Origin of the sequence: Salmonella bongori NCTC 12419, assembly GCF_000252995.1 — a bacterium.
Lineage (GTDB): Bacteria > Pseudomonadota > Gammaproteobacteria > Enterobacterales > Enterobacteriaceae > Salmonella > Salmonella bongori.
This window is the reverse complement of the sequence record NC_015761.1, coordinates 3596285-3613018: the sequence shown is the minus strand read 5'-3', so window position 1 is coordinate 3613018 and position 16734 is coordinate 3596285. Positions and strand designations below refer to the sequence as shown.

Here is a 16734-nt window from a genome sequence, read left to right as displayed (position 1 = left end):
ATGAAAGCGTTATCCAAACTGAAAGCGGAAGAAGGCATCTGGATGACGGACGTTCCGGAGCCGGAAGTCGGTCATAACGATCTGCTGATTAAAATCCGTAAAACAGCCATCTGTGGTACTGACGTTCACATCTATAACTGGGATGAATGGTCGCAAAAAACCATCCCGGTTCCGATGGTCGTGGGGCACGAATATGTCGGTGAAGTGGTCGGCATTGGCCAGGAAGTGAAAGGATTTAAAATCGGCGATCGCGTTTCCGGAGAAGGCCATATTACCTGTGGTCATTGTCGCAACTGTCGCGGTGGTCGCACCCACCTGTGCCGCAATACTACGGGCGTAGGTGTGAACCGTCCCGGTTGCTTCGCAGAATATCTGGTCATTCCTGCGTTTAACGCCTTTAAAATCCCGGATAACATTTCTGATGATTTAGCCTCTATTTTCGACCCGTTCGGTAACGCGGTGCATACGGCGCTATCTTTTGATCTGGTTGGTGAAGATGTGCTGGTATCGGGCGCGGGGCCGATCGGTGTGATGGCCGCCGCAGTAGCGAAACATGTTGGCGCTCGGCATGTTGTCATTACCGACGTCAACGAATACCGTCTGGAGCTGGCGCGTAAAATGGGCGTCACCCGCGCGGTTAACGTGGCGAAAGAGAGCCTGACCGATGTGATGGCGGAGTTGGGCATGACCGAAGGGTTTGACGTCGGTCTGGAGATGTCCGGCGCGCCGCCGGCATTTCGTACCATGCTGGATACCATGAACCATGGTGGCCGCATTGCGATGCTGGGTATACCGCCGTCAGATATGTCTATCGACTGGACAAAAGTCATTTTTAAGGGGTTGTTCATTAAAGGCATTTATGGTCGTGAGATGTTCGAAACCTGGTATAAGATGGCGGCGCTAATCCAGTCCGGTCTGGATCTGTCTCCAATTATCACCCATCGTTTCTCAATTGATGAGTTCCAGAAAGGCTTTGATGCCATGCGCTCAGGCCAGTCAGGAAAAGTCATCCTGAGCTGGGATTAATACGCTTAGAGGCCTGATAATGTTTATTGGGTCAGGTATACGTATTACCGTAAAAGGTTGGTGGTCATCCACTGGCCTTTTTTATTAAGGAGAATCTGGAAAGTCGTAAAGAATTGTCATAATCATCAATCATTCGTAATTGCGCTTTATTCTTATTTTTCTCATTAATGTAACGCTCTACCCTGAATCCTGTTCTTGCCTTTTTGCTACAAAAATAAATGTTGGCGGCTTAATAGTTTCTTAATAGAGCCTCCGTATAAAGGCAGGGTAAATTCAGGTTTTTCTGGTAATCGTTATGAAAAATAGTAAAACCAAACTGAGTGTTATTATTCCGTTATATAATGCGGGAGCTGATTTTAATGCTTGCATGGCGTCGTTAATCGCACAAACGTGGACGGCGCTGGAAATTATCATTGTAAATGATGGGGCAACCGATCATTCCGTTGAAATTGCAAAATATTATGCAGAACAGTACCCGCATGTTCGGTTGCTTCATCAGGCCAATGCTGGCGCGTCTGTCGCCCGTAATCTTGGGCTGCAAGCAGCGACCGGCGATTACGTTGCTTTTGTCGATGCAGATGACCTTGTTTATCCGGAAATGTACAAAACGCTGATGGCCATGGCGCTTAAAGATAATCTGGATGTTGCACAGTGCAATGCCGACTGGTGTGTACGGAAAACCGGACACGTCTGGCAATCTATTCCAACCAATCGTCTGCGTTCAACCGACGTCTTAAGTGGGCCGGATTGGTTGCGTATGGCGCTGGCCTCGCGGCGCTGGACGCATGTAGTCTGGATGGGGGTTTATCGGCGTGCGCTGATTGCCGATAACAATATTACTTTCGTTCCCGGTCTGCATCATCAGGACATAGTATGGTCGACGGAAGTCATGTTTAATGCCACGCGTGTACGTTATACTGAGCAATCGTTATATAAATATTTCCTGCATGATAATTCAGTCAGCCGTTTGCAAAGGCAAGGCAGTAAAAATCTTAATTATCAGCGACATTATATTAAAATTACGCGCTTATTAGAAAAACTAAACCGTAATTATGCCAGTCGTATTCCAATTTACCCTGAATTTCGCCAGCAAATTACCTGGGAAGCGTTACGCGTTTGTCATGCAGTACGTAAAGAGGCCGATATTTTGACCCGCCAGCGTATGATTGCCGAGATTTTTACTTCTGGCATGTATAAACGGATGATGATTAACGTTCGCAGCGCGAAAGCGGCGTATCAGACGCTGCTCTGGTCTTTCCGGCTTTGGCGATGGCGTGACAAAACCTTGTCACACCGTCGTATTGCCCGTAAGGCGCTCAATCTGTCTTAGCGCTCACGTTTTTAGGCGTTGCGATTTTTCCCCAGCCTTGCCACTGATGCTGAAACCAGGCGACCACTGAACTTTGTGTAATGCTCTCGCCGATGACACTGAAGAAGCGCGTGGCGTAAACGGGTTCCAGTGGTTTCTTCGGCTTACACACTTTCACGCCGCGAAAGGGATTACGCGGCGCGTCAATTTTCTGCGGCGTCAGATTGGGCCGGGACGTATCCACCTGCGGTTCGTTGAGCAGGCTGCCCGGGCGTACCAGGGTGATATCTGACGGCAGATGATAAACCATCTGCTGTAGCACGCGAACCGTGGCGGGATGCGGGTGACCTATCGCGATAGCGGAGCCGTTACGACGGGCCAGTTCGATAGCGCGATTGAACTGACGGCGGATATCCGCCTCGTTTTGAGTATCGTCGAGGAACACTTTACGCTTAATGACCTTCACACCCGTACCGGATGCTGCGCGCATCGCCTGGCTGTTGCCAATGGTCATACTGTCGAGAAAATAGAGATTGTAATGTTCCAGCGCCTGCATCACTTTTTGCATACCGAACAGGCTGGACGTCATTGCGCTGCCCATGTGGTTATTAAGACCGACGGCATACGGTACTTTGTTGACCGCCTCGCGGATGATGCGTTCGATCTCATCACTGCTCATCTCCGGGCGCAGCGTGTCCTTCTCCAGCGGCTGTTTGCTTAGCGGCGCCATCGGCAGATGGATCAGTACTTCATGTCCGCTATTGTGTGCTTTGGTCGCCATTTCACGCGCGTGCGGGGCGTTAGGCAATACGGCAACGGAGATGTTCGGCGGCAGCGCCAGAACCTGGTTTTCCGTATGCGGGCGATAGCCAAAATCATCAATTACGATGGCGAGCTTGCCGGCAAAAGCGGGATGTGTAAACGCCAGCAACGTGGCCAGCGTGAGAATGGTGCGACGAAACTGAGGCAAAACTTATCTTCCCAACCACGGCTGTGGATTGACCGCCTGACCCTGGCGACGAATTTCGAAATAGAGCGATGGCCTACCCTGACCGCCGCTACTGCCCACAAGGGCGATAGGTTGTCCGGCGCGCACCTGCGCGCCTACGCTGACCAGTGCGCTCTGATTATAGCCGTAAAGGCTCATATCGCCTTTACCATGCTCTACGACCACTACCAGGCCATAGCCTTGCAGCCAGTCCGCCAGAATCACCCTGCCGTCAGCAATGGCTTTAACCTCGGTGCCTTCCGACGCGCCGATAACCATCCCCTTCCAACGTAGCTCACCCTGAAGCCGTTCGCCATAGCGATGCAATATCGGACCGCGTACCGGCCAGTATGCCTGGCCACGAGGCGCGCCCAGGCCGCCTGTACGGGACATGAGCGAACGTTCGCTTTCGGTTGGTTTATAGGTGGTGCCTTTGCGCGAGGCCTCTTGCTGCTTGTCGCGTACCGCCTGCGCTTCGCGTGCTTCACGCTCCGCTCGCGCTTTGGCCGCCGCTTCCGCCCGCGCGATACTGTTGCGCAGGCGTGATTCGTTGGCGCGTAGTTCACTTAACTGCTGCTGACCCTGCTGAATTGACGATTCCAGCCCGGCAAGCGTTTTCTTACGCTCATTACGCGCTTGCTCCAGTTTCGCCTGTTGAGCGCGTTGTTCATACAGCAACGTCTGTTGTTGGCTCTGCTTCTCTTCCAGCTCGGCTTTTTGCGAGGCGACCTGCTCGCGCGTCTGTTTCAGTTCGGCGATAGTCTCCTGGCGCGCCTGGTTCAGATAGCCGAAATAGGCCTGTAAGCGTTGCCCGCGCTGGCTCTCTTCACCGCTAAGAATAAGCTGGATACCGGTGTGTTCACCCTGGCGGAAAGCGGCATCCAGCTGCGCGGCGAGATTGCGTTCCTGGCTGGCCTTTTGCTGCTCCAGTTTGGCAATTGAGGCGTTCATCTCCTCAATTTGCGTGTTTAACTGATCCAGTGTGCTTTGGGTTTCGCGCAGCTTACGCGCCGCGGCTGAAATAGCTTCTTCCTGGGCTTTCAACTGCGCCAAAAGGCTGGCGCGCTGCTGTTGCTGTTGGCGTACGGCGCGTTCTTTTGCAGCGATATCGGCCTGAATGGATTTGAGCTGATCGCGGTCATCCGCGTGGGCGGAAAAGACGCACAACAATACGCCAGCGCTAAGTACGCTGGCGTAGAACAAAGGCCTGACTGAAAACTTTCTTGGTTTCACGGCCTGTTGAATGGTGTTAATCGCCTTTCCCCTCATGGGGAGGGATTATTCCACGATGAACAGCGGCTTACCAGTCATCTCTTGCGGGATTTCCATCCCCATCAGCGACAACATGGTCGGCGCAATGTCTGAAAGTTTACCGCCTTCGACTGCCTTCACGCTTTTCTCGCCAATATAAATCAGTGGCACCGGCAGGTTAGTGTGGGCTGTATGCGCCTGGCCTGTCGCCGGATCGCGCATCTGTTCCGCGTTACCGTGGTCAGCGGTAATCAACAGTTGTCCACCTACGGACTCAACCGCTTTTGTCACCTGCGCAATGCAGTGATCCAGCGCTTCCACCGCTTTGATTGCCGCTTCCATCACGCCGGTATGACCAACCATGTCGCCGTTTGGATAGTTACAAATGATGGTGTCGTATTTGCCGCTTTCGATCGCCGCAACCAATTTTTCAGTCAATTCTGCAGAGCTCATTTCTGGTTGCAGGTCGTAAGTGGCCACTTTCGGCGAGTTGATCAGGATGCGCTCTTCACCGGCAAACGGCTCTTCCACGCCGCCATTAAAGAAGAAGGTCACGTGCGCATATTTTTCCGTTTCGGAAATACGCAGTTGGGTTTTATCGTTTTTCGCCATCCACTCGCCGAATGTGTTTGCCAGAGAGGCTGGCGGGTAAGCAACCGCGGTTTTGATATCAGCAGCGTATTCGGTCAGCATCACGACGTTCAGGTTAACCACTTTCTTACGTGCGAAACCGTCGAAGTCTGTATTAACGAAAGCGCGGGTAATTTCGCGAGCGCGGTCAGCGCGGAAGTTCATAAAAATCAGCGTGTCGCCGTCTTCCATTGCCGCATCAGCCTGGCCTTCGGCGCGAATAACGGTCGCTTTAACGAACTCGTCGTTTTCATCGCGAGCGTAAGCGGCCTGCAGGCCAGCCACGGCAGTGTCCGCCTGGAACTCGCCCTGAGCCAGGGTTAACAGATTGTACGCCTGTTCAACGCGATCCCAACGGTTGTCGCGGTCCATAGCGTAGTAACGACCGATGATAGAGGCCACGCGACCTTTGCCCAGCGCGGCAAATTTGTCTTCGAATTTTTTCAGCGACGTTTCAGCGCTACGCGGCGGCGTGTCGCGTCCATCGAGGAAGGCGTGCAGATAAATTTTTTCTGCGCCACGTTCAGCGGCCAGTTCTACCATCGCCATGATGTGATCTTCATGGCTGTGAACGCCGCCTGCAGACAGCAGGCCCATGATATGAACCGCTTTACCCGTATTTTTCGCCTGGTCTACCGCCTGAGTCAGCACCGGATTTGCGAAAAAGGTCCGTTCTTTAATTTCAACATCCAGACGCGTCAGATCCTGATAAACAATACGGCCCGCGCCCAGGTTAACGTGGCCCACTTCGGAGTTGCCCATCTGGCGGTCAGGCAGACCCACTTCCAGACCGGATGCATCAATCAGGGTATGTGGACGTTTTGCCCACAGAGCATCCATCACCGGGGTTTTGGCGTTTAAGATGGCGTTATCCTGCTGTTCTTCACGGTAGCCGTAGCCATCCAGAATCACCAGTACCATAGGTTTTTTAGAAACCGACATTGCGACAACCTCATACTCAATAGACAAAATAATTGCGTAATTTTACTACAGCTGAATCGATAAAATAGCCTCAGAAGATCAAAGAAAGGGAGAACGCAGGCGTGAGAAGGCGAGTAACGGAGCGATTTTTTTTTCGTAGCGCCCCGCAAAAATGCATTCCAGTGCACGCTCTGGCTGTATTTGCGCCACTGCGCAGGTATACTCCTTTCCTGGTTTTTTTAATCACTACGTCGGGAGTTGTTACCCCCCATGCAAGAAATTATGCAATTTGTTGGCCGCCATCCCATACTGAGTATCGCCTGGATTGCGTTACTGGTGGCGGTTTTATTTACCACGTTCAAAGGTCTGACTTCGAAAGTTAAGGTGATTACACGTGGCGAAGCCACGCGCCTTATCAATAAGGAGGACGCCGTGGTGGTGGATTTACGTCAGCGTGACGATTTCCGTAAAGGCCATATCGCTGGCGCAACCAACTTGCTGCCGAGCGACATTAAAGCCAACAATGTTGGCGAACTGGACAAGCACAAAGACAAGCCAATTATCGTGGTCGACGGTTCCGGTATGCAATGCCAGGAGTCCGCTAATGCGCTGACGAAAGCAGGTTTTGAGAAGGTGTTTGTATTGAAAGAAGGCGTAGCAGGCTGGAGCGGCGAGAATCTGCCTCTGGTGCGCGGTAAGTAAGTACCCGACGTTCTCATGGCGTAAGGGGAATGACTTGCCCTTGCTTCGACATGATATCTATCGGGTAAAAAAACAGGAGCGAAGTCATGGCCAACATTGAAATCTACACCAAAGCAACCTGCCCATTTTGCCATCGTGCAAAAGCGCTGTTAAACAGTAAGGGCGTGAGTTTCCAGGAAATTGCGATTGACGGCGACGCCGTGAAGCGTGAAGAGATGATCAAACGTAGTGGCCGTACGACGGTTCCGCAAATTTTTATTGATGCACAGCACATTGGCGGTTGTGACGACTTGTATGCGCTGGATGCGCGTGGTGGACTGGATCCGCTGTTGCGTTAAGGCGTACTCAAGTATTTAAGGACAACACTAAAGGGTTTTACACATGTCAGAACAAAATAACACTGAAATGGCTTTCCAGATCCAACGTATCTATACCAAGGATGTTTCTTTCGAAGCGCCAAACGCACCGCATGTTTTCCAGAAAGATTGGCAGCCAGAGGTTAAACTTGATCTTGATACGGCGTCTTCCCAACTGGCGGATGACGTTTATGAAGTTGTGCTGCGTGTTACTGTGACGGCCTCCCTGGGTGAAGAAACTGCGTTCCTGTGCGAAGTTCAGCAAGGCGGTATTTTCTCTATCAGTGGTATTGAAGGTACCCAGATGGCGCATTGCCTGGGCGCATACTGCCCGAACATTCTGTTCCCGTATGCCCGCGAATGCATCACTAGCCTGGTTTCACGTGGTACGTTCCCGCAACTGAACCTTGCGCCGGTCAACTTCGATGCGCTGTTCATGAACTATTTGCAGCAGCAGGCTGGCGAAGGTACTGAACAACATCAGGATGCCTGATGAACGAAAGTAATGCGTCAATGACAGTCATCGGTGCCGGCTCGTACGGCACCGCACTTGCTATCACCCTGGCAAGAAACGGCCATGAGGTGGTTCTGTGGGGCCATGACCCTCAACACATCGCAACCCTTGAGCGCGATCGCTGTAACGTCGCGTTCCTTCCCGATGTGCCTTTCCCCGATACCTTGCGTCTGGAAAGCGATTTAGCGACCGCGCTGGCGGCCAGTCGTAATATTCTGGTGGTTGTGCCAAGCCATGTTTTTAGCGATGTACTGCGGCAGATTAAACCGCTAATGCGTCCGGATGCGCGTCTGGTATGGGCGACCAAAGGCCTGGAAGCGGAAACGGGACGCCTGTTGCAGGATGTCGCTCGCGAGGCGTTAGGCGATCAAATTCCGCTGGCGGTGATCTCCGGCCCGACGTTCGCTAAAGAACTGGCGGCAGGTTTGCCGACGGCAATTTCATTGGCTTCAACCGATGAGATCTTTGCCGACGATCTCCAGCAACTGTTGCACTGCGGAAAAAGTTTTCGCGTCTATATCAATTCTGATTTTATCGGCGTGCAGCTAGGCGGCGCGGTAAAAAACGTGATTGCGATTGGCGCGGGTATATCCGACGGCATTGGCTTTGGCGCAAACGCCCGTACAGCGCTTATCACGCGTGGGTTAACCGAAATGTCGCGGCTTGGCGCAGCGCTTGGCGCCGATCCTGCCACCTTTATGGGGATGGCGGGTTTAGGCGATCTGGTGCTGACCTGTACCGACAACCAGTCGCGCAACCGTCGTTTTGGCATGATGCTTGGCCAGGGTATGGACGTTAAAGGCGCGCAGGATAAGATTGGCCAGGTGGTCGAAGGCTATCGCAATACCAAAGAAGTTCGTGAATTGGCCCACCGGTTTGGTGTTGAAATGCCAATAACCGAGGAAATTTATCAAGTATTGTATTGCGGAAAAAACGCGCGCGAGGCAGCATTAACGCTATTAGGTCGCGCCCGCAAGGAAGAGCTGAGTCGCCACTAGCCGTAAGGAACTGTTTGAATAAAACGACCCAACCCGCACAGAACGGGTTGGTCGTTTTCTGTCCGCCTGGAGTAAGCCATGCCGTGTGAAGAACTGGAAATCGTCTGGAACAATATTAAAGCTGAAGCCCGCGCTTTGGCTGACTGCGAGCCTATGTTGGCCAGTTTTTATCACGCCACGCTACTTAAACACGAAAATCTGGGCAGTGCGCTGAGCTATATGCTGGCAAATAAACTGGCTTCGCCCATCATGCCCGCTATCGCTATTCGGGAAGTGGTTGAAGAAGCCTATGCCGCCGACCCGGAAATGATCGCGTCGGCTGCCTGCGATATTCAGGCAGTGCGCACTCGCGATCCGGCGGTGGATAAATATTCTACGCCGCTGTTATATCTGAAAGGCTTTCATGCATTGCAGGCCTACCGCATTGGTCACTGGTTGTGGAATAAAGGCCGCCGCGCGCTGGCTATCTTCCTGCAAAACCAGGTTTCGGTCTCCTTTCAGGTGGATATTCACCCGGCGGCAAAAATTGGCCGCGGAATTATGCTCGACCACGCTACCGGTATTGTGGTGGGGGAGACGGCGGTTATTGAGGATGATGTGTCGATTCTGCAATCCGTCACCCTGGGCGGTACCGGAAAAACCAGCGGCGATCGCCATCCTAAAATCCGCGAAGGCGTGATGATTGGCGCGGGTGCGAAAATTCTCGGCAATATCGAGGTGGGGCGCGGCGCGAAAATTGGTGCAGGCTCTGTCGTTTTACAGCCTGTCCCGCCGCACACCACCGCGGCTGGCGTTCCGGCGCGTATTGTCGGTAAACCGGGCAGTGATAAGCCGTCGATGGATATGGACCAGCATTTCAACGGGATACACCATACCTTCGAATACGGTGACGGCATCTGATTTTTTGCCCGGTGGCGTTGCGCTTACCGGGCCTGGCAAACCGTAGGCCGGATAAGGCGTAGCCGCATCCGGCAAATATTAGCTGCGCAATACCGCGCCGGAATACTCCAACTGGCGCCAGGCTTCGTACACCACCACCGACACCGCGTTTGATAAATTCATACTGCGGCTGTCTGGCATCATCGGAATGCGAATTTTTTGTTCAGCGGGTAGAGCGTCCAGAATGCTCGCAGGCAGTCCACGCGTTTCCGGGCCAAACATTAAATAATCGCCATCCTGATAGCTCACCGCACTGTGAGCTGGTGTGCCTTTAGTGGTCAGGGCAAACAGGCGCTGCGGGTTTTCAGCAGCGATAAAAGCGGCATAGTCGTGGTGGCGTTGCACGGCGGCAAATTCATGATAATCCAGCCCTGCGCGGCGTAACCGCTTATCATCCCAGGTGAATCCCATCGGTTCGATGATGTGCAGACGAAAGCCAGTATTGGCGCAAAGACGAATGATATTGCCGGTATTCGGCGGGATTTCTGGTTCGAAGAGTACGATGTTAAGCATGATGCCCCCTTAAATGCGGGGGCAGAATAGCAGAAATTTACCGGGCTCTCACGCGCCAGACGTTCAGGCGGCATTGCCTTTGCTCATCGGTGCCAGCGCGGCGGGCAGGTTTTTCCCCAGTTCCTGCACCAGCGAATCCTGGCTGATTTCGCTAATGGATTTCGCGCCAGTCAGGGTCATGGCGACTTTCATCTCTTTCTCGATCAGCTCCAGCAGGTTGGCGACACCAGCTTTCCCCGCCGTTGCCAGCGCGTAGAGATACGCCCGACCCAGCAGAACCGTATCGGCTCCCAGCGCAATCATACGTACAACGTCCAGACCGTTGCGAATTCCGCTATCCGCCAGAATCGCAATATCGCCTTTCACCGCGTCAGCGATGGCGGGCAGGGCGCGGGCGGAAGAGAGCACGCCGTCGAGCTGGCGGCCGCCGTGGTTGGACACCACGATACCGTCAGCGCCAAAGCGAACTGCATCGCGGGCATCTTCCGGATCGAGGATCCCTTTGATCACCATCGGGCCGTCCCAGAATTCGCGGATCCACTCCAGGTCTTTCCATGAGATAGAGGGATCGAAGTTATTCGCCAGCCAGCCAATATAGTCCTCAAGGCCGGTCGGTTTGCCAAGATAGGTAGAAATATTGCCTAAATCATGCGGACGGCCATTCAGACCGACATCCCACGCCCATTTCGGGTGGGTAACCGCTTGCCAGTAACGGCGCATCGCCGCGTTTGGCCCGCTCATACCGGAATGGGCATCGCGGTAGCGCGCGCCTGGCGTCGGCATATCCACAGTAAAGACTAGCGTGGAGCATCCCGCGGCTTTGGCACGTTCAAGCGCATTGCGCATAAAACCGCGATCGCGCAGTACGTATAACTGGAACCACATTGGGCGCTTGAGGGTTGGCGCGACTTCTTCAATCGGGCAGACGGAGACGGTAGAAAGGGTGAATGGAATGCCCTTTGCATCAGCGGCGGCGGCGGCCTGTACTTCACCACGACGGGCATACATACCACACAGCCCCACCGGTGCTAATGCGACCGGCATCGACAATGTTTCGTTAAATAAAGTCGTTTCCAGGCTCAGGTCAGACATATTTTTCAGCACGCGCTGGCGCAGAGCGACTTGCGACAGATCTTCCACATTCCGGCGCAAGGTGTATTCCGCGTAGGCGCCGCCGTCAATATAGTGAAAGAGGAAAGGAGGCAGCGTGCGCTGAGCTGCGGCGCGATAATCGCTGGCTGCTGAAATAATCATGATTTGTTCTCCCTGGTCATCTCATTATGGTCACCGGGCAGGCGGGTAATGCGCGCCTGCCGGGCCTGGTCTTCATCAAATCGTTTCATCGTGGCGTGGACAAAACTGAGGTGCGCCATCATTGCCTTGCGCGCGCCGTCGGCATCACCGTCCAGAATAGCGTCCATCACCGCCTGATGCTGTTCCGTCAGTTTTGAGAATACGGGCGGAACGAGATACATACGTTGGCGACTTTGTTTGACGGAGGATTGCAGTACGTCGAAGAAACCGCGCATGGTTTGCAGCAATACGACATTGTGCGAGGCCTCTGTGATCGCCAGATGAAAGCGTACGTCAGCCTGGGAGGCGATATCCGGGTCTTCACTGAGCGTCGCTTCAAAGCAGAGTCTGATTTTCTCTTTGTCGGCGGCAGTGGCGCGCATGGCGGCATGCCAGGCTGTACTGGTCTCAATGGCGTGGCGGGCTTCCAGAATGTCAAAACTGTAGTCTGGATCATTTGCCATTAGCGTTTTCAGCGGCTGCACAATATTTTGTTCAGACCAGGCTTCATGCTGCCAGCGGACAAAGGTCCCACCGCCGCGACGGCTAACCAGCACGCCTTCGCTGACCAGCTTCGCCAATGCTTCGCGCAAAGAGTTGCGTGACACGCCAAGCTGTATCGCCAGTTGGCGCTCGGCGGGCAATTTCATGCCCGCCTCCAGGTTTTGTTCTTCAATCAGCGCCCTCACGCGAGAAGCAATCTCGTCTGACAGGCGTTTTGGCATCACAATCACGGAATCATCCAGGTTAAGACATAGGCCTGAAGCGTAGTGATCACGCCCACCATACAGGTGAAGATCAGGCTGTGTTTGACAGTAAATCGGAACAGATCGGACTCTTTCCCCACCAGTCCTACCGCCGCGCAGGCAATGGCGATAGACTGTGGCGAAATCATCTTCCCGGTTACGCCGCCGGTTGTATTCGCCGCTACCATCAGCACATCAGAAACGCCGATTTGCTGTGCGGCAGTCGCCTGTAGGGAGGCAAACAGCGCGTTTGATGAGGTATCCGAGCCAGTCAGGAAGACGCCCAACCAGCCGAGAAACGGCGAGAAGAACGTGAAGGCACCGCCCGTATGCGCCAGCGCTAACGCCAGCGTAGAGGAGAGTCCGGAATAGTTCGAGATAAACGCGAATGCCAGTACCATGCCGATGGAGTAAATCGGTAACGCCAGTTCTTTCAGAGTGCTGCCAAAGGTCTGGATGGCGGCGGTGGGTTTCATCTTCAGCCAGACGATAGACAACAGCGCGGCGAACAGAATCGCGGTGCCGGTGGCAGAGAACCAGTCAAATTTGTACACCGCGGCGTAGGCGGTCGCTTCGTGTACGACCGGCGGCATACGGGCAACCAGTTTATCGAGATACGGCACCGGAACATTAATTACCCAGTCATACAGTGCGCCGCCCGGGGCAAAAAGGGCTTTGAACGGCGGCACGCTCCAGAGAGTCACCGTTGCGGTCAGGAACAGGAACGGCGACCAGGCGCGAACGATTTGCCCTGTCGTATAGCGGGTACGGGCCAAAGTCTGATCGACCTGTGACGCGCCCATATCACCGAAGCGGAAGATGCGCACCGGCTGCCAGCGTTTCAGGAACAGCGTCAGGCACACCAGCGACACCAGTGAAGAGATAATGTCCGGCAGCTCCGGGCCAATGAAATTGGAGCTGAGATACTGAGCGATAGCAAATGAACCGCCAGAGACCATGACCGCAGGCCAGGTTTCTTTTACTCCGCGCCAGCCGTCCATGATCGCCATAATCCAGAACAACACGATAATGGTCAGGAACGGCAGTTGGCGACCGACCATCTGACCGATTTCAAAGCTGTCCAAGCCCGTGACCTGGCCGGCAACCAGAATCGGGATGCCCATCGCGCCAAATGCCACTGGCGCGGTGTTGACGATCAGGCACAGACCCGCGGCGTACAGAGGATTAAAGCCAAGACCGACCAGCAGCGCGGCGGTAATCGCTACCGGCGCGCCGAAACCTGCCGCGCCTTCAAGAAATGCGCCGAAGCAGAAACCGACAATCAGCATTTGCAGGCGTTGATCGGGCGTAATCGAGAGAATTGACGAGCGGATGATGTCAAACTGGCCGGTCTTCACCGAAATTTTATACACGAAGACCGCGGCGATAATGATCCAGGCGATTGGCCATAGTCCGTAGAAGAAGCCATACACGACCGATGCCAGAGCGTGATCTACCGGCATTTTATAGAACAGTAATGCTACGGCGAGTGCGATAACCACCGTCCATGAGGCGGCAACATAGCCTTTTAGCTTGAGCTTAATCAGGGCGAAAAAGAAGAACAGGATCGGGAGCGATGCGATCAGGCTGGAAAGCCAGATATTACCCGCCGGGTCATAATTTTGTTGCCAGAGATTCATTGCAGGTCTCCTGAGAACCACGTGCATAATGGGATGAATCTTTGCTCATCTCGTTGACGTCACATTATGTGTAAAAGTGGTCCTGCCAATATTGTTGTGTATGGATAATGACAACGAATGGTTAACCAAATGTTATTTATTGGCAACGCTAGTGTGGTGTTAATTTAATGAAATGTGAACCAAAGACCGGATTTAGGGAGAAGTGGTAGGGCCAATAAAAGGGAAGGAACCGGGTAAGCGAAACGCTGCCCGGTCAACGTTTAGAATTCTGTTTTACTAAACCCGGTCATCTCCTGGAGCCCCATTTCGCGGCCCAGCGCGGTCATCGGATGTACCACGATCAGGCCACGGACACTTTTTTTCAGTTTGCCCATATCGGCCTGCTCTTTTTTGGTGATAGCGCGGCGAAACGGCAGCTTCATTAGCTTCTGCGCTTCTTTACTGAGTTTATGGCTGTGTACTTCACGCAGTCGGGTAATCTCTGCTTCCAGCGTCTCTTTTTCTTTTTCCAGTTCAGCGTATTTATCAGCGGATTCAACCAGCGACAGACCAGCTTGCTGGTGGCGAATAGCGTCAAGACGATCGCTCAGGCGTTTAATTTCGTTTTTTTCGACTTCTTTCATAGGATAGCTTCTGATAGAAATGGGATGAATACCCTATAGTATGCGCGCAGTGGGTTATTCTTCACAACTCATGGCGTAAAGATAATCAATTACAGGAAGTATTATATCGCTAATTATTTGATTATCTCATTGATAAGAAAAAATATTTTCTTGAAAGAAAAGACGAAGTGCCTTTTTGTTGGCAAGAAAAGCGCTTAAGCACATTTTCCTCAATGACAATGTCAAATCGATCCTAAACTCAAATAAGCGGCCGCGGGAAACAGACGCGGGTCATACATGGAGGATTTATCATGACAAAAATAGGTGAGAACGTTCCACGTCTTATTGATAAAGCCGTCGATTTTATGGCGTCCAGCCAGGCGTTTCGTGAATATTTGAATAAGACGCCGCCGCGTAATACTGTGCCTTCTGAAGTTCCGTTAGAGAGTGCGCCTGTTTATTTGCAGCGCCTGGAATATTACCGGCGGCTGTACCGACCAAAAGAAGAAGAAAGGGGATAGTGACAGGGCTTACTTTTGAAAGGCCTTTTTTAAGCTGATTTTAGAAATCAGCTCAGTCAGGGAGAGGACCATCGTTGAACGCACCGCCTGCTGGTAGCGCTGAATTTGCATGGCGTATAACGCTGCATCGGATGTATCAAAATGCGGCGGCGGCGGCAGCGCCAGGACGCAATGCAGCTCGCCAAACGGTCCGAGGATCTCATCGTCGGTAAAGGCGTATTCATTGCCGTCATGGTTTAGCTCTTCACGCAGCGCCATCAACAGCTCCGCATCTTCATACTCGGTGCGACTCAGCACGCCCAGACCATAGATAAGTTTCAGACGTACCGAAAGATCGCCCAGCGGCCCGTCGCCATCCAGCAAGGGTTCCACAGCGTATTTTACGGCATAATCGTCTTTGCGAAATACCTGAAGCACCAGGATATTCACCGCCTCGGTCAATAACTCGACGGCAGTAATCAGGAAACTCCGTACGGTTTTGCCAGCATTCAGACGCTCAAGCACACGATTTTCAAAGGCCTGGGTTTGTTCCATTATTGCCTGCATATCTGACAATCTGTTATTCGGGCGCAGGCTAACCTGCGCCGGGGTTTGCATCATTTGGTTGCGTTATATGCGTTAACCGCCTCCGCCACCACATCGCTATTGGCATCCAGTCCGGAAATTTGCGCCAGTGCGGCCTGCGGACCTTTTTCCGTAATCAGCGCCGCCAACTCTTGCGCCTGCGGATCTTCATCGCTACGGAAATGCATCGCCGCCGCAATACCTTTCACCAGATTCACATGCGGCAGGCCATATTCCAGAGTACCGAGCAACGGTTTGATCAATCGGTCGCCCGCGCTGAGTTTACGCAGCGGCTGGCGACCCACGCGTTCGACGTCATCTTTCAGATACGGGTTTTCAAAACGACCGAGGATTTTCTGAATATATGCCGCATGTTTATCGGCATCAAAACCGTAGCGTTTGATCAGCACCGCGCCGCTTTCTTCCATCGCGCCTTTGACCACTGCCCGGATATTCTCATCGAGAATCGCATCACGAATCGTTTGATGACCGGCCAATTTTCCGAGGTACGCGGTTATAGCATGACCTGTGTTCAGCGTGAAGAGTTTACGTTCGACAAATGCCATCAGGTTATCGGTTAATTCCATTCCCGGGATGGCTGGCAGCGCGCCTTTGAACTGGGTTTGGTCGACGATCCACTCGCTGAACGTTTCTACCGTCACTTCCAGCGGATCGTGCGTGGCTGAAGCGGAAGGCGGCACGATACGATCAACGGCAGAGTCAACGAAGCCGACGTGTTCTTCAACCCAGGCTTTATCACCATCTGCCAGAGCGTTCATTACGTGGCCTTTCAGTTGGCTGGTGCCGCGCACCATGTTTTCACAGGCAATGATATTCAGCGGGGCATTCACGCCCTGCGCTTTACGCTTCGCCAGCCCTTTGGCGATGGCCGGGGCGATGCGCTCCAGTACCACGGGGCCGACGGCGGTGGTCACTAAATCAACCCGGGCAACCAGATCGACAACCGCATCACTGATGCTGCTGACCGCGTCAACGCCGGAGACGGTATCTACCTGCTCATTTTCACCCACAACATGAACCTGGTAGCTATGACGGGCATTCAGGGCGTCAAGTACCACTTGATTGACATCCGCAAACGTCAGTTGTATCCCCGCGTCAGCCAGCAATTTGCCGATGAAGCCACGACCGATATTACCTGCGCCAAAATGTAATGCTTTCATAGTATTAACCTTCATTAATGTTTTTACCCGAGAGGGCTGG

Annotated in this window: 18 protein-coding genes; 8 read left to right on the top strand and 10 right to left on the bottom strand. The window is 53.1% G+C overall.

What is annotated here, in order from left to right; translation table 11 throughout:
- Together tdh and SBG_RS17085 are read left to right on the top strand one after the other, a co-directional pair.
- Positions 1-1026: an L-threonine 3-dehydrogenase gene (gene tdh, locus SBG_RS17090; RefSeq protein ID WP_000645998.1), complete on the top strand. Its 1026-nt coding sequence runs from the start codon at positions 1-3 to the stop codon at positions 1024-1026.
- A 295-nt stretch (positions 1027-1321) separates the two neighbouring features.
- Positions 1322-2356, top strand: coding sequence for a glycosyltransferase (locus SBG_RS17085; protein WP_000798184.1), 1035 nt, complete (start codon positions 1322-1324; stop codon positions 2354-2356).
- Here SBG_RS17085 and SBG_RS17080 read toward each other — a convergent pair.
- The 3 genes from SBG_RS17080 to gpmM are packed head-to-tail and all read right to left on the bottom strand — an operon-like array spanning position 2343 to position 6146.
- Positions 2343-3305 (bottom strand): divergent polysaccharide deacetylase family protein, encoded by a 963-nt coding sequence (locus SBG_RS17080; RefSeq protein ID WP_001135526.1) that lies wholly within the window; start codon positions 3303-3305, stop codon positions 2343-2345. The genes SBG_RS17085 and SBG_RS17080 overlap by 14 nt on opposite strands.
- 3 nt (positions 3306-3308) lie before the next feature.
- Positions 3309-4568 (bottom strand): murein hydrolase activator EnvC, encoded by a 1260-nt coding sequence (gene envC, locus SBG_RS17075; protein WP_231845631.1) that lies wholly within the window; start codon positions 4566-4568, stop codon positions 3309-3311.
- A gap of 33 nt (positions 4569-4601) precedes the next feature.
- Positions 4602-6146: a 2,3-bisphosphoglycerate-independent phosphoglycerate mutase gene (gene gpmM, locus SBG_RS17070; RefSeq protein ID WP_000116586.1), complete on the bottom strand. Its 1545-nt coding sequence runs from the start codon at positions 6144-6146 to the stop codon at positions 4602-4604.
- Positions 6147-6395: 249 nt separating this feature from the next.
- Between gpmM and SBG_RS17065 the strand changes: the two genes are divergently transcribed.
- The 5 genes from SBG_RS17065 to cysE all read left to right on the top strand — a co-directional run bounded on the left by SBG_RS17065 (position 6396) and on the right by cysE (position 9595).
- Entirely contained in the window at positions 6396-6827 is a 432-nt protein-coding gene (locus SBG_RS17065; RefSeq protein WP_001156176.1) for a rhodanese-like domain-containing protein, read from the top strand.
- Between the two features lie 86 nt (positions 6828-6913).
- Positions 6914-7165, top strand: coding sequence for a glutaredoxin 3 (gene grxC / locus SBG_RS17060; RefSeq protein WP_001273795.1), 252 nt, complete (start codon positions 6914-6916; stop codon positions 7163-7165).
- 43 nt (positions 7166-7208) lie between these two features.
- Positions 7209-7676 carry a protein-export chaperone SecB gene (gene secB, locus SBG_RS17055; protein WP_000003372.1) on the top strand — a complete coding sequence of 156 codons (468 nt, stop codon included), beginning with the start codon at positions 7209-7211 and terminating at the stop codon, positions 7674-7676.
- The gene (gene gpsA, locus SBG_RS17050) at positions 7676-8695 is read left to right on the top strand and encodes an NAD(P)H-dependent glycerol-3-phosphate dehydrogenase (RefSeq protein ID WP_001005876.1); all 1020 of its coding nucleotides are present in this window, start codon (positions 7676-7678) and stop codon (positions 8693-8695) included. Before secB ends, gpsA begins: the two co-directional genes overlap by 1 nt.
- A 78-nt stretch (positions 8696-8773) precedes the next feature.
- A complete protein-coding gene (gene cysE, locus SBG_RS17045; RefSeq protein WP_001112115.1) occupies positions 8774-9595 on the top strand; it encodes a serine O-acetyltransferase in 822 nt (273 codons plus the stop codon).
- A 78-nt stretch (positions 9596-9673) separates the two neighbouring features.
- Here the strand turns inward: cysE and trmL are convergent, their stop codons facing one another.
- The 5 genes from trmL to SBG_RS17020 form a co-directional block, all read right to left on the bottom strand.
- A complete protein-coding gene (gene trmL, locus SBG_RS17040; RefSeq protein ID WP_000932333.1) occupies positions 9674-10147 on the bottom strand; it encodes a tRNA (uridine(34)/cytosine(34)/5-carboxymethylaminomethyluridine(34)-2'-O)-methyltransferase TrmL in 474 nt (157 codons plus the stop codon).
- A 63-nt stretch (positions 10148-10210) separates the two neighbouring features.
- Complete coding sequence (gene lldD, locus SBG_RS17035) at positions 10211-11401, bottom strand: quinone-dependent L-lactate dehydrogenase (RefSeq protein WP_000587004.1); 1191 nt, start codon at positions 11399-11401, stop codon at positions 10211-10213.
- Positions 11398-12174 (bottom strand): transcriptional regulator LldR, encoded by a 777-nt coding sequence (gene lldR / locus SBG_RS17030; RefSeq protein WP_000636692.1) that lies wholly within the window; start codon positions 12172-12174, stop codon positions 11398-11400. Before lldR ends, lldD begins: the two co-directional genes overlap by 4 nt.
- Positions 12171-13826: an L-lactate permease gene (gene lldP, locus SBG_RS17025; RefSeq protein ID WP_001055310.1), complete on the bottom strand. Its 1656-nt coding sequence runs from the start codon at positions 13824-13826 to the stop codon at positions 12171-12173. Before lldP ends, lldR begins: the two co-directional genes overlap by 4 nt.
- A gap of 260 nt (positions 13827-14086) precedes the next feature.
- Complete coding sequence (locus SBG_RS17020; RefSeq protein ID WP_000665690.1) at positions 14087-14449, bottom strand: YibL family ribosome-associated protein; 363 nt, start codon at positions 14447-14449, stop codon at positions 14087-14089.
- Between the two features lie 290 nt (positions 14450-14739).
- Between SBG_RS17020 and SBG_RS17015 the strand changes: the two genes are divergently transcribed.
- The gene (locus SBG_RS17015) at positions 14740-14949 is read left to right on the top strand and encodes a hypothetical protein (protein ID WP_000161230.1); all 210 of its coding nucleotides are present in this window, start codon (positions 14740-14742) and stop codon (positions 14947-14949) included.
- A 9-nt stretch (positions 14950-14958) separates the two neighbouring features.
- On the opposite strand, the gene mtlR is transcribed toward SBG_RS17015, so the two are convergent.
- Both mtlR and mtlD read right to left on the bottom strand, forming a co-directional pair.
- Complete coding sequence (gene mtlR / locus SBG_RS17010; RefSeq protein ID WP_000983810.1) at positions 14959-15549, bottom strand: mannitol operon repressor MtlR; 591 nt, start codon at positions 15547-15549, stop codon at positions 14959-14961.
- Positions 15546-16694, bottom strand: coding sequence for a mannitol-1-phosphate 5-dehydrogenase (gene mtlD / locus SBG_RS17005; protein WP_000645376.1), 1149 nt, complete (start codon positions 16692-16694; stop codon positions 15546-15548). Before mtlD ends, mtlR begins: the two co-directional genes overlap by 4 nt.
- Between the last annotated feature and the right edge of the window lie 40 nt (positions 16695-16734).